This window comes from Rothia mucilaginosa (genome assembly GCF_049990865.1).
GTDB classification, from domain to species: domain Bacteria; phylum Actinomycetota; class Actinomycetes; order Actinomycetales; family Micrococcaceae; genus Rothia; species Rothia mucilaginosa_I.
In genome coordinates, this window is sequence record NZ_CP188231.1 from 532,962 (window position 1) to 546,330 (window position 13,369).

Annotated in this window: 10 protein-coding genes; 8 read left to right on the plus strand and 2 right to left on the minus strand. The window is 58.7% G+C overall.

The genetic code is table 11. The features are described 5' to 3' along the window. The first annotated feature begins 113 nt into the window (after positions 1-113). The 8 genes from ACP3RB_RS02220 (at position 114) to secA (ending at position 11,226) form a co-directional block, all read left to right on the plus strand. Positions 114-503 (plus strand): chorismate mutase, encoded by a 390-nt coding sequence (locus tag ACP3RB_RS02220; protein WP_314645077.1) that lies wholly within the window; start codon positions 114-116, stop codon positions 501-503. Positions 504-618: 115 nt separating this feature from the next. After that, on the plus strand, positions 619-1,923 hold the full coding sequence (locus ACP3RB_RS02225; protein ID WP_315342040.1) for a methionine synthase: 1,305 nt from the start codon (positions 619-621) through the stop codon (positions 1,921-1,923). Between the two features lie 55 nt (positions 1,924-1,978). Then, complete coding sequence (mtrA, locus tag ACP3RB_RS02230; RefSeq protein WP_294630689.1) at positions 1,979-2,680, plus strand: MtrAB system response regulator MtrA; 702 nt, start codon at positions 1,979-1,981, stop codon at positions 2,678-2,680. A 34-nt stretch (positions 2,681-2,714) separates the two neighbouring features. Next, entirely contained in the window at positions 2,715-4,469 is a 1,755-nt protein-coding gene (mtrB, locus tag ACP3RB_RS02235) for an MtrAB system histidine kinase MtrB (RefSeq protein ID WP_426699308.1), read from the plus strand. Between the two features lie 234 nt (positions 4,470-4,703). Further along, the gene (locus ACP3RB_RS02240) at positions 4,704-6,410 is read left to right on the plus strand and encodes an LpqB family beta-propeller domain-containing protein (RefSeq protein ID WP_426699309.1); all 1,707 of its coding nucleotides are present in this window, start codon (positions 4,704-4,706) and stop codon (positions 6,408-6,410) included. Between the two features lie 122 nt (positions 6,411-6,532). Next, a complete protein-coding gene (locus ACP3RB_RS02245; RefSeq protein WP_426699310.1) occupies positions 6,533-7,363 on the plus strand; it encodes a ComF family protein in 831 nt (276 codons plus the stop codon). A 209-nt stretch (positions 7,364-7,572) separates the two neighbouring features. After that, entirely contained in the window at positions 7,573-8,214 is a 642-nt protein-coding gene (gene hpf, locus ACP3RB_RS02250; protein WP_304193568.1) for a ribosome hibernation-promoting factor, HPF/YfiA family, read from the plus strand. A gap of 396 nt (positions 8,215-8,610) precedes the next feature. Continuing rightward, on the plus strand, positions 8,611-11,226 hold the full coding sequence (gene secA, locus ACP3RB_RS02255) for a preprotein translocase subunit SecA (RefSeq protein WP_426699311.1): 2,616 nt from the start codon (positions 8,611-8,613) through the stop codon (positions 11,224-11,226). A 105-nt stretch (positions 11,227-11,331) separates the two neighbouring features. Here secA and ACP3RB_RS02260 read toward each other — a convergent pair whose 3' ends face one another. Both ACP3RB_RS02260 and ACP3RB_RS02265 read right to left on the minus strand, forming a co-directional pair. Then, positions 11,332-12,009 (minus strand): Rv3235 family protein, encoded by a 678-nt coding sequence (locus ACP3RB_RS02260; RefSeq protein WP_314852856.1) that lies wholly within the window; start codon positions 12,007-12,009, stop codon positions 11,332-11,334. 149 nt (positions 12,010-12,158) lie between these two features. After that, positions 12,159-13,253: a LysM peptidoglycan-binding domain-containing protein gene (locus tag ACP3RB_RS02265; protein WP_315295493.1), complete on the minus strand. Its 1,095-nt coding sequence runs from the start codon at positions 13,251-13,253 to the stop codon at positions 12,159-12,161. Positions 13,254-13,369 lie beyond the last annotated feature (116 nt).

Sequence of the window (13,369 nt, forward strand, 5' to 3'; positions counted from 1 at the left end):
GCGCCGAATAGTAGCGCCGACTAGCCGCGTACCCCCGCTATTCCCAGCTGTTGCCGCAACAGCCTGCTTGAACGCAACGCACAGAAGACCACAACCGATCTGAGGAGAGACCGATGAGCCCCGAAAACACGTCCTGCGAATTTGACCCCCACGCCACCTCCATGGGCGATGAAGTCGCACCCGAGGTTTACGAGGAGCTCTTCGCCATGCGCCGCTCCATCGACAACTTCGATGCAGCGCTGGTGCACATCCTCGCGGAGCGTTTTCAGGCAACTAAGCGCGTGGGCATCCTGAAGGCTGAGCACAACCTGCCCGCCGGCGACCCCGGCCGTGAAGAGGCGCAGATCGCTCGCCTGCGTGCCATGGCGAAGGAATCCAGCCTGGACCCGGAATTCGCGGAGAAGTTCCTGAACTTCATCATCTCTGAGGTGATTCGCCACCACGTGCGCATCGCGAACGAGCACGCTGACCATGACGAAGAGACTGAAAAGTCTGAAAGCTAAGAGCCTGAAAAGCTAAGACTTTCTGAGAGCTCTGCTCTCATCCGTGCTGAGCCTCCATCAGCAGAGCTTCGATCTGCCCGTACTTTTCCCTAACCTGCCTTAACCTCACCCGTTTATGCTCCCTCAATCTTCCTCCCGCCAGAATGCCCGCACCGAGCCGGTGCCTGAGCGCTTGCTGCTGCCCGGTGAGTACCGCGCCCCCGAACGGGACGAACTGACCGAGCAGGACCTTGCCGCGCTCGCTACCGAGCGTCCGCTGGTGTGTGCTAGCGGTCGGGGCGATTTTCCCGGTGACGATTTGGCTGAGGCGATGTCCCGTGTAGAAGGTGAGCTGGGTGCCCCGCACCTGCCGTTCCTGCCGCATCTGCCGGCGCTGGGCTGGCGGAGTACCCCGCTGGCACGCACCCTGGCGGTGTGCGAGGGACTTGCCTTTGACGGCGTCTCGTTTGGTTGGCGCATGGTGCATAGCGGCGGCAGGGGAGCGCGCGAGTCTGCCCTGGCGCAGGACCGTCTGCTCTCCGATATCAATCTTCTAGCTGACCGCGTGGGCGCGCAGAAGAAACGTTTTGGCTCAGGACAGGACACCACCCCGGTGTATAAGATTCAGCTGGTCGGACCGCTGACCCTCGCAGCCAGCATCTACCTACCCGGCGGCGAGCGTGCCATCAGCGATGCAGGGGCGAGCCGTGACCTGCTGGAATCGTTCCTGGAAGGCCTGGAGCGTTGGGCGGAGTCTCTGCGTGAGGCTCTGCAGGCTCCCCAGGCGCTGATTGCCGTGCAATTGGACGAATCGGAGTTTCAGCGTCTGATGGAGGGGACCATTCCTACCGTGAGCGGCTTCCGCTCCTTGTCGGCGTTGCAACCTCACTATTATCAGCAGGTGTACCGTCGGGTGGCGGAGCGTTTTGCCGAACTCAACCTGCAGCTCATCCTGGACGTGGATGGCACCGCGCTCAAACCGGTGCAGGAGCTGAAGCTTCTGACCCAGCCCCGTCCCGCCCTTGACGCTTTGGCGCTGTTGAAAGCTATGCAGGTCGAGGGTGCCGTTCCCTGTGCTCTGCTGTTGCATCCTGACCGCGCCCGTTTGAAGGGGCCGGGCATGTTGCAGGTTCCGCCGCTGAGTGACCCTCGTTCCTGGGAACCTGTGGCGCAGCTTCTGGAGGCTCAGGCTCAGCTGTGGCTGCCGGTGGTGACCTCTGCGCGGGTTCCTGATCAGGTGCGTCGCCTGTACAGCCTGTGGCGTGAGGTCGGTCTTGAGCCGACGCAGTTGAATGCGGTGGGTTTGATGGCTGATGAGCGCCCGCAAACGGGTTCGGTGTCTTCTGCATCCACCCCGGGCGCGGTGAGTGTGCTGGATGCCACGGCTTCGCTGGCGCGAGTGACAGAGTGTGCCCGTGCATTGGCTGAGTGCGCGGTATGATTAGAGAATCAGCATTTTTATGTAAGTATTTACGACATTTCTATAGGGAGGTACTGTGAGTGCAAGCGACGCACACACCATTTTGGTGGTTGATGACGATGATGCTCTGGCGGAAATGATTGGCCTCGTGCTCGCGCAAGAGGGCTTTAACGCTGTTTTCTGCGAAAATGGCGGCCGCGCTTTTGAAACTTTTATGCGCTCCACTCCCGATTTGGTGCTTTTGGATTTGATGCTTCCTGGCATGAACGGTATTGAAGTGTGCCAGCAAATTCGCCGCTCTTCTAATGTGCCGATTATTATGTTGACCGCTAAAAGCGACACTGAAGATGTTGTTAAGGGGCTTGAGGCTGGCGCTGATGATTATATTGCTAAGCCTTTTAAGCACGCTGAGCTTTTGGCGCGTATTCGCACTCGTTTGCGTCCGCGTGAGAGCCGTCAGCTGGTGGTGTCCATTGGCGATATTGTCATGGATATGGACGGTCGTACCGTTAAGTACCACAGCACTGAGGTTCCCATGACTCCTCTGGAGTTTGACCTGCTGGCTGCGCTGGTGCGTCACCCGGGTCAGGCGTTGAGCCGCCAGGAGCTGCTGGATATGGTCTGGGGTTACACTGATGTGAGCGATTCGCTGGTAAACGTGCATGTCCAGCGTTTGCGCGCTAAGTTCGATGAGCTGGGCGCGGAGCGTTTTATTCAGACGGTTCGTGGCGTTGGCTACAAGATTCCGGCCGAGCTGGTGGGATCTTCCGGTAGCTAAGCGGAAGCTATTCATAGGCGAAGGGATAACCTGATTGTCTGTTGCGAAGTCGAGCCATGAGCACGGCGCTTTGACGGCGGAGGCGGTAGCCTCCGCCTCTTCGCGTACCCGCACTTCCAAGCCGCGTAAGGCGAAAGAGCAGCGTAGTAGGAACCTGATGCAGCGTGTTCAGCGTCTGTGGAAGGAATCCCTGCAGTTCCGCGCCCTTGGCACTGCGGGCATCATGATGTTCCTGAGCTTCTTGATGGTAGGTTGGTCCTTGTCGAGCCAGATTGCGACGAGTCTTTTTGAAAACCAGAAAGCTCAGGCGCTGGCGGAATCGGAGAGTGGTTTCCGCAACGTTCAGAGCGTGCTGGACTCCTCTGAAGCCCGTAGTGACAGCGAGATTCGCCGTAATGTGAGCCGTACCCTGACCATCTTGGACGCGGGTAGCTCGGGTAAGCGAAATTGGATTCTTGTGCCTTTGGAAGGCCAAGGTAAACAGGGCTTTATTCCTGAGCAGAGTAGTAATAATTCTTTGAACTCTTCGAGCATTCCGAATGATTTTAAAGAAACTGTTCGTGGTAAAGAAGGTATTTTCTGGCAGACGTCTACGGTGACTACTGTTGAAAATAACCGTGAGCGTACCTATCCGGTGCTTATTGTTGGCACCCATATTTCTATTGCGCAGAACCCTAATTATGGTTTGTTCCTTGTGTACGATATGACGGATTCTTCCGCCACGATTGCGCATATTAACTTTGTTCTTTTTGGTGGTTTCTGTGCACTGCTTGCTGTGGTGCTTTCTGTGGTGTGGATTGTGACTCGTTTTGTGGTCCGACCGATTACTCAGACCGCTATTACGGCGGAGAAGCTGGCTGCCGGTGACCTGGATCAGCGTGTGTCTGTACACGGTGAGCATCAGGCGGCGCGTCTGGGTTATTCCTTCAACCTGATGGCTGACTCGCTACAGGAGAAGATTGTTCAGCTGGAGCGCCTGTCGACTCTGCAGCAGCGATTCGTTTCTGACGTTTCGCACGAGTTGCGTACCCCGCTGGCGACGGTGCGTTTGGGTACGGAGCTTCTGTACGATTCGCGTGAGGATATGGACCGGCCGCTGAGCCGCACTGTGGAGCTTCTGCACGATCAGGTGGATCGTTTCCAGTCGATGCTTTCTGACCTGCTGGAGATCTCTCGCTTCGATGCCGGTAGTGCAATGCTGACCATCGACACTGAAGACTTTATGCGTGTGCTGTCGAATATTCTGCAGGAGGCTTTGCCGCACCTGGAGCGTACGAACACGAAGCTGAACGTGCATACGAGCCATGAGAGCATCATGGTGGATATGGACCGCGTACGTATTGAGCGTGTGCTCCGTAACCTGCTGTACAACGCGATTGAGCACGGCGAATCCCGACCGATTGACGTGTACGTGGGTGCGAACGCCACGAACCTGGGTGTTGCGGTGCGTGACCACGGTATCGGTCTGTCTGAGGATGAGGCCGTTCAGGTGTTCAACCGTTTCTGGCGTGCTGATACTTCGCGTAAGCGCACCCTGGGCGGTACCGGTCTGGGGCTGTCGATTGCTGCTGAGGATGTGCGTCTGCACGGCGGCACGATTGAGGCGTGGGGCGAGAAGGGCCGCGGTGCCTGCTTCACGATGAACCTGCCGCTGATTCACGGTGCGCCTTTGGGTGAGTCGCCGGTTCTTGTGACGGGTGAGCCTGAGGCAATCTCGCATCGTTCGGCGACTGCGAAGGATACGCTGCCCAATATTGCTCCTCGTGTGAACATTGAGGACGAGCTCTAAGGGGTTCGGGCGGGGAGAGGCTTACGCTTCTGCCGTATATGGGTGTGTTGGTGTTGCTCGGCTGTATTTACGCTTATCCTTGCGTATTTGCACTGTTTACCCAGTACAATCAATGCAGGTATATTTTCACGGTGTTGCTATTTCACTGTGGTTATCTTTTCACCGCGCTGCAATGGCCAGCAGCGTTAGCAGGTGATGGTTTGTCTTTGTTCGTAGAGGAAGGTTAAGACCTCCATGTCTCACAGGGCTATTGTTTCTCGACGCGCCGTGCTGTCTTGGGGTGCGGTGTCTTTGGCGACGCTCGTGAGCTCTTGCGCGGGTCTTCCCTCAAACAATCGAGTGACTCAGCACAGTAGCGGTCTGGAAGTGAAGAGTGTTAATACTTCTCCGGCGCGTGCGCCGGGTCCGCTGGCGGGTGCTACTCCCGAGGCGATTATTGAGGGCTTCGTGCGTGCTGGTGTGGATAGCATTGAGAACTATGCGGTGGCGCGCCAGTATTTGAGTTCTTCTTTTGCGGGCCGTTGGAATCCTATGGGTACGACTCGTGTGTACCGTAATACGGTGCAGCCTCGTAGCGACGATAGCGGAACTGCTGAGGGGATGTACCATGTGCGTTTCCAGCAGACGGCGACTGTGAATAGTCAGGGTATTACGAGCACCTTCCCGGAGGCTCAGACTGAGACTCAGGATTTCACCATGGTTATGGAAGATAACCAGTGGCGTATTAGCTCCTGCCCGGATGGTCTGTGGCTGGATGGTGCCGAGTTTGAGCGCGTGTTTAGCCCGTGCCGCCTGTACTTCTACGATCGTGCGTTCCGTTATGCTGTGCCGGATATTCGTTGGTTCCCGCATACGGACCGTTACTTTGAGCTGCTGGTGCGTACCCTCATGATTGGTCCTGCATCCTACTTGAAGGATGTTGCGTTCTCGGCGTTGAATGAGTCGATGAGCCTTGAGACCGCTAACATGAGCGATAACCAGGATGTGCTGGTTCGCCTCTCGGGTGAGCACCTGGACGATAACCGTTTGGCGCGTGTGCGTGAGCAGATTATGCACGGCTTGGAGAACTTCTCCGGTCTGGGTAAGACTGAGGTGTTTTATAACGGCACTCTGATTCCTGAGAATGCGCCGAGCGGCTTTTCTGCGGTGAAGCTGAACCCGGGTGTTCCTGCCCGCACGGTTGCTATTAATTCGAACGGCCAGATGGTAGCGCGCGATGACTATATGAGCAGTGCGGGTGAGCAGTTGCTTCTGCGCGGCGTGAGCCAGTTGAGCTCCCCGGCGATGGGTTACTCGGCGGATGTCTACGCCTGCTTGGCGAATGATGCCGCGAGCCTGTACACGGTGTATCAGGGTACTGCCCGCCGCGTGTGGCAGAGTACTGCTCTGACTGCCCCCAGTTTTGATGCGTATGGCTGGGTGTGGGCTGCCGATGGTGAGGGTATTGTTCGTGCCTTCAAACCGGATTCTGAGGACGCGACCGAGCGTGAGCGCGGCGTGGATATTGGCCTGTCCTGGCAGCGTAATTTGAGCTTTACGAGCGTGAACATTTCTCACGATGGTGCGCGCATGGCGATTGTGGCGTCCACTGAGGGCGCGTCGGCTGTGATTATTTCCGGCATTGTGCGTGATGATGCCGGTAAGCCTCTGCGCCTGACGGAGATGGTGCGCCTGAGCTCTTCTGTGACTCCGCGTAATGCCCGTTGGGCTGGCGACCAGAGCGTCGTGGTGGTGAACGTGAAGAATGGTGAGTCTGAGGTGATTTCCCTCAGCGGTGAAGAGACGAAGCTGGACCGTTTGGATGGTGTGATGACCATTTCGACGGCGGATAATACGTCGAATATTATTGCTCATCGTTCTGACGGTTCGTGCTACCTGATGGAGGAGCGCGGCTGGATTCGTCTGGATACGACTCTGCACGAGATTAGTTACGCCGGTTAGCCTCGGGCAGGCGCGAGCGAGAAAGGGTGCTTTCGGTGAGTTCAGAACAGCCTGGTTTGAACAAGCCCGTGAACGGGTCCCTCACCCGGCTTGTTGGCGCTCTCAGGAGCGCTGGCGGGTCTTTGGGCGAGGTTCTGATGCCGCGTACCTGCCCGTGCTGTGCGGTGCCGGTCGCCTATGATTCCGGCTCGCCGCTGTGTAAGGCGTGTCTGCCGCAGCTACATTCGGCGTTGGCGTGTGTGGAGCGAGTGCAGGTTCTGCAGCCTCTTGAGGGCACGGCTGCTCCTGAGGTGCGTGCGGCATCCCGTTATGAGGGGATTATGCCGCGTGCCCTATTGGCGTTGAAGAACGCGGGACGCACTGACTTGCTGCCCCTGCTGGGTGAGGGGTTGGCGCGTAGCGTGTATGAGCTTCTTCGGGCGCATCGGGCTGAGCTTCAGGCAGGGACTGTTCAGGCAAGGACTATTCAGACAGGGACTGGATTTTCTGATTCGGTTGAGGTTCTGCTGGTTCCGGCACCGTCCTCGGCGCAGAGTGTGCGCCACCGCGGTTATGCGCCGGCGAATCTTCTGGTGCAGGAGGCGGTGCGTCAGCTCAATCAGCGTCTGCCCGCATCGGTGCGGGTGCGCGCCGTGGATGTTATCGGTTATGCGCCTCGTAATCGGCGGGGCAGCGGCGCCTCCTTATCTTCTCGTGTGTCTTCTCTTCTAGGTGCTTCTGAGGCAAAGAACGAGCAGAAGAGCCTGGGGGCTGTGGGCCGTGCCGAGCGGATGCACGGTGCCTTGCGCGTCATGGAGCCTGCCCTGTGCGCGGGTCGGGTGAGCATTATTTGTGATGATGTGGTGACCACCGGCGCGACCGCCTCTGAGATGGTGTGCGTGCTGCAGGATGCGGGTTCGCGGGTGCTGGGTGTGTGCGCGGTTGCTGCGGTACCGAAAAGAATGCTGACATAGCGTTTCTTGTAGTTAGTTGCAAGAGATACACGATTTTTAGCTTTTAAAGTTCGCAGACGGACAAATGGCTATTATTTGGGCTAAATATTTGTCATATCTAGTGATATACGGCATGTTTCGTACTAAAATATATACAAGGGAACGGCATTGGAGTCGAACCCCCGTACCGGGTCCAACCGGACGCGGTATAAGCCCCCAACCTGGAGGGAATGATCGTGGAAGTCAACATCTACGGCCGCAATATCAAGGTCACCGAACGCCTGGAAGAATACGTGAGCGACAAGGTTCAGAAGTTCGCTCAGCTCGGCGATAACGTGAAGGACATTGACGTCAAGTTCAGCAAGGACGGTCATCTGGGTGGCGAGTCCATCCGCGTTGAGATTACCGTTGTTGGTACCGGCCCTGTCCTCCGTTCCGAAGCCCAGGGTCACGACAAGTTCGCGGTCTTCGATGAAACCTACGGCAAGCTCCTGGAGCGTCTGCGCCGTGCACGTGACCGCCGCAAGCTGTACAAGCGCGGTGGCAAGCACCCCGTCTCTGTTGCGGACGCTACCGGCTCGATTCCCGTGGTCACCGAAGCAATTACCGAGATTCTGCTGCCGGATATTCCGGTGGAAGAAGCAGCATTCGATAACAGCGAGGTCACCCTCGCCGATGAGGCAGCATCTCCCATTGAGATTCGCCGCAAGAGCTTCAAGGGCGAGCGTTTGACTCCCGCAGAAGCTGTTGACCGTATGGAACTGGTCGGTCACGACTTCTACCTGTACATTGACAGCGAGACCGGCGCACCGGCTGCGGCATACCGTCGTAAGGGCTGGAGCTACGGCATCATCACTCTGGACAACGAGTAAAACCAACGTACCTGCTGATTGCTGAGGTGCATGACTATCTCAGGCGGCATGCTCAGTAAGCAGGCTCAGGGCCCGGGTGCCTCCGACAGTACTCTGTGTACTGTTGAGGTACCCGGGTTTTCTGTGCCTTCTACTGCGCCTTCTACCGTGCCTTCTACGTGCCCGTTCCTGTAGCCTACATGTTCGTTCCTTCAGCTGGATGGGGCGGCTCTGCCTCAAGCGGAAGGTGAAAGATTCGAGCGTCACCAAATGTCACCTCGTGGGCGCACAGCGTAAAAAAGAGCTCGGACGGGCGAATTAGGCGGCTCTGCCATACAATATGTAGGAAGGCCTCACCGCGCGCACTTTCGCGCGCCCTTGGTGAGGGTACCGAAACAAGCAAGGAGTAGAAGCTCAGTGGCATCTTTCTTGGAGAAAATCCTCCGAACCGGCGATAAGAGGGTTCTGCGACAGCTCGAAGCGTACACTAAGGCGGTGAACTCGCTCGAGGACAGCTTCGCATCCATGACCGATGAGGAACTGCGAGCAGAGACCGACAAGTTCCGCGAGCGCGTCAAGGACGGCGAATCCCTCGACATTATGCTGCCGGAGGCCTTTGCGGTAGTCCGTGAAGCATCCAAGCGCACCCTGGGCAAGCGCCACTACGACGTGCAGCTCATGGGTGGTGCAGCGTTGCACCTGGGCAACATTGCCGAAATGAAGACCGGTGAGGGTAAGACCCTCGTCGCGACCCTGCCCGCATACCTGAACGCGCTGAGCGGCAAGGGCGTTCACATTGTGACTGTGAACGACTACCTGGCTGAGTACCAGGCGAACCTCATGGGTCGTGTGTTCCGCTTCCTCGGCATGGAGTGCGGCGTGATTCTCTCCTCCATGGAACCTGACGAGCGCCGTAAGCAGTACGCCGCAGACATCACCTACGGTACGAACAACGAGTTCGGCTTCGACTACCTGCGTGACAACATGGCGTGGACCGTGGAGGAGCAGGTTCAGCGCGGCCACAACTTCGCCATTATCGATGAGGTGGACTCCATCCTGATTGATGAGGCGCGTACCCCTCTGATCATTTCCGGCCCCGCAGCCGGTGAGGCAAACCGCTGGTACGCAGAGTTCGCGCGCATTGCCGCGACCCTGCTCAAGCGCGGTGAAGACTACGAAGTAGATGAGAAGAAGCGCACCGTCGGCATCCTCGAATCCGGCATTGACAAGGTGGAAGACCACCTGGGTGTGAAGAACCTCTACGAATCCAAGAACACCCCGCTCATTGGCTTCCTGAACAACTCCATTAAGGCGAAGGAGCTGTTCACCAACAACAAGGACTACGTGGTCATTGACGGCGAAGTCCTGATTGTTGACGAGCACACCGGTCGTATTCTGCCGGGCCGCCGCTACAACGACGGCATCCACCAGGCGATTGAGGCGAAGGAAGGCGTCGAAATCAAGCCTGAGAACCAGACCATGGCGACCGTGACCCTGCAGAACTACTTCCGCATGTACGACAAGCTGGCCGGCATGACCGGTACCGCGGAAACCGAAGCGGCAGAGTTCATGAACACCTACGAGCTCGGCGTGGTGCCCATCCCCACCAACAAGGGTGTGCAGCGCATCGACAACCCCGATAAGGTGTACCGCGACGAAATCGCCAAGTTCAAGGCGGTCGTCAAGGACATTAAGGAACGCCACGAAAAGGGCCAGCCGATTCTGGTCGGTACCGCAAGCGTGGAGAACTCCGAGTACCTGTCCCGCCAGCTGGCGAAGGCAGGCGTGCGCCACGAGGTGCTGAACGCAAAGAACAACGAGCGTGAGGCCGCTATTGTTGCGCAGGCGGGCCGTAAGGGCGCCGTCACCGTGGCAACCAACATGGCTGGTCGCGGTACCGACATTATGCTCGGCGGTAACCCCGAATTTGAGGCCGTCGAGAAGATGCGCGAGCTCGGCCTGGACCCGAACACCAACTCCGAAGAGTACGAGGCACGCTGGCCCGAGGTCCTGAAGGCCTGCGAAGACGCCGCTAAAGAAGAGCACGAGGAAGTCACCGAGCTCGGTGGCCTGTACGTGCTCGGCACTGAGCGTCACGAGTCCCGCCGTATCGACAACCAGTTGCGCGGTCGTTCCGGCCGTCAGGGCGACCCGGGCGAGTCCCGCTTCTACCTGTCGCTGACCGACGAACTGATGCGCCTGTTCAACACCGGCATGGCAACCCGCCTCATGGCGGCAGCCCCCGAGGATTCCGCACTGGACTCCAAGATCGTTAGCCGCGCTATCGCCACCGCACAGGCAAACGTTGAGGGCCGTAACGCTGAGCAGCGTAAGAACGTGCTCAAGTATGACGACGTGCTCAACCGCCAGCGCGAAGCGATCTACAAGGACCGCGGCCGCATCCTGCACGGTGACGACCTGAAGGAACAGATTTCCGGCTTCGTGGACGAGGTGCTGACCACCATCATTGACGACCGCGTCTCTGAAGGCCACGCCGAGGACTGGGACTTCGACGAGCTCTGGGACGCACTCAAGCAGGTGTACCCCATCTCCATCACCGTGGACGACCTGGCAGAAGACGCCGGCGACCGCACCAAGATCACTCGCGACCAGATCGTGAAGGAAGTTTTGGCGGACGCACACCTCATCTACGATGAGCGTGAAAAGAGCGTCGGCGAAGAGAGCATGCGCGAAATTGAACGCCGCGTCATGCTGTCCGTCATTGGTGAGCGCTGGCCCGAGCACCTGTACGAGATGGAATACCTCAAGGAAGGTATCGGTCTGCGTGCGATGGCTCAGCGTGACCCGCTGGTCGAATACCAGCGTGAAGGCTACGACATGTACCAGGCGATGCTCGGCGCGGTCCGCGAAGAGACCGTGACCTACCTGTTCAACCTGGACCTGTCCAAGCAGCGTACTCAGGCTTCTGCCGTGCGCCTGGCTGAGCCTTCGCGCCCGAAGTTCCTGCAGTACTCCGCCCCCGATGAGGACGGCCACGAGCAGGTTCACGTGGAGCGTTCGAAGGAAAAGTAGCCTCGGCATAAATCCGAAACCGCTATAGACGCGCAGAGAGGGTGCGAATCCAATACCGGATTCGCACCCTCTCTGCGTGTCTGTGCCTGTTTTGTGCCGGAAACCTTAGTCTTCGTCTACGCGGCTCTGCGGCTGCTCGATGGAAGTAATCAGCCAGGTGCCGTAAATCAGGCGCATCTGCATGGTCACCACGCGAACCTTATCCGCACAACGCAGCAGCGCCACCGCCTCGTAGAGCTCCTCGTGCACCCTCTGCGCTCGCACCCGCAACAGAACCGGCGGAAGAGTCAACAGCATCTCCTTGCGCACCTGACGCGGGTTCTTCGGGAAGAGGGGCAGTAGCCGGTGGAAACAATCCGCTGACACCCACTGCGCCAGCTGCTGACGCGAACGACGAGCCGACATGATCTCCAAGTAAGCAATCGCCACACCCGCGCAACGACCCTCTAGTTGGCGAGCCAACGCATCCGCAGGGCGCAACGGGCGGCCCCTCCTCGCTACCGGCGGGCGCTGCGCCGAATGCTGCTCATAACGCGGCAGCGGCAACAGCGAATAGACCGACGCGCTGTTCCGCCTCTGCACCAGCGCCATCGTGCCCTGCCCCTGCTCCGGTAGCGGAGCGATCTGCTCTGCAATCACAGGCTGAGCCACCGGCTGGGAGGTGCGTGCCGCCTGACGCTTTGAATACGGGCGGGAAGGCTGATCGTTACGGGAGGCGGGCTGCGCAGGCTGAGAACGCGGCGGCGTCCACGGGGCGCGGGGGAGAAGGTGGGCGAAGCTCATGACGGCTCCTTTCGGTGCAGAAGGATGTGTGAGGTGGGTTGAGTGAATGAGATTGAGCGAATAAAAAGCTAACGGGTGAGGTAGAAGAACCGAGACCGCGAAATTGAGATGGCGGAATTGAGATGGCGAATTGAGGTAGTGAGGGGGGGCTAATGAACGGGCTGATCGGGAATCTGCAGAACCTGCCCCTCGTAAAGCAGCTCGGCGTTCTGCCCCAGAGCGTCTCTATTCGCCTCGTAAATATCGAGAGTGTAGTTGTAAATGGTGGAGGCATCGGTGCCTTCACCCAGCTGCTCGGCGGCAATGGACCAGAGCGTATCGCCCGCCTGGACCGTGTAGGAATAGGTGCCCGCCTCAGCGCGGGGAGGGGAGAAGAACGGGCTGCGATCGTGCGGTGAGCCTGCCGCCTCCGTGGGGTGAGGAGCCAACGGAATATCAGGAATCTCGGCAGAGAGGGTTAGGGGAGCGGAGGGGGAATCTGCGGTGGTGCTGTCCGTGGCGGTGCTGTCCGTGGTGGTGCCGGCGGGATCTGCATCTGACACGGTGGCTGGGTTGGTGTCTGGGTTGGTATCTGGGCTGGTTCCTGCCGCCGCGGTACCCGTTGAAGCGCCCATTGAATCTGCGGTCATGACCGCCGAAATGGTCGTCTGCGGCAGACCCTCCGTGCCGTTTGCCCCGGCGTTGCCGGGCGTAGCCACCGCAGCCTGCGCGGGAGCCAAGACCGCGCCCACTCCAAGAGCCGTGCCGCCGAGCGTCAGAACGATGCGGCGCATAAAGCGCGGACGGAAAAATGCCGGAACCTTCAGTACCGCGCGGTCAGCGTTGCGGCTCGAAAAGCGCAAAGATCGAGCGTAGAAGAGCGCGTAGATAAAGCTGATGAACCACCAGGCGGTAATAAGGATTGCCGCCGCACCAGCGCAGAGCAACGAAGCATCAGTAAGAGGATGCGCCGAAGGGATGCGGTGCAGGTTCACGCTCAATGCGCCCAAGACCGCAGCGGAAAGCAGGGGAGGGGCGATGAAGAGCAGCGCGTCCTGGTAGTTTGCCCTAGCGTCGGACTCGGTTGCAGAGCCGGTTGCGGCGGCTACCCCGGTGCTGGCTACCCCTGCGCTGGCTACTCTGGCGCTGGCAGTACGAGGCGCGACCGCGGGACGCGAAACGAAAGTGGCAGGGCGTGAAGCCAAGGTTGCTCGGCGTGAAGCGAAGGCTTCGGGGGCTGAGCCCGGAGTGGAAAGATGGTCCACGATGACCTCCAGATGGTGTGTTTGATAGCTTTTGGTGTTGCTTCATTTATACAGGAGGTTGCACCAAAACTGAAGCAAAACGCATCAAAATGTATAAAAAACATGTAATTTGGTGG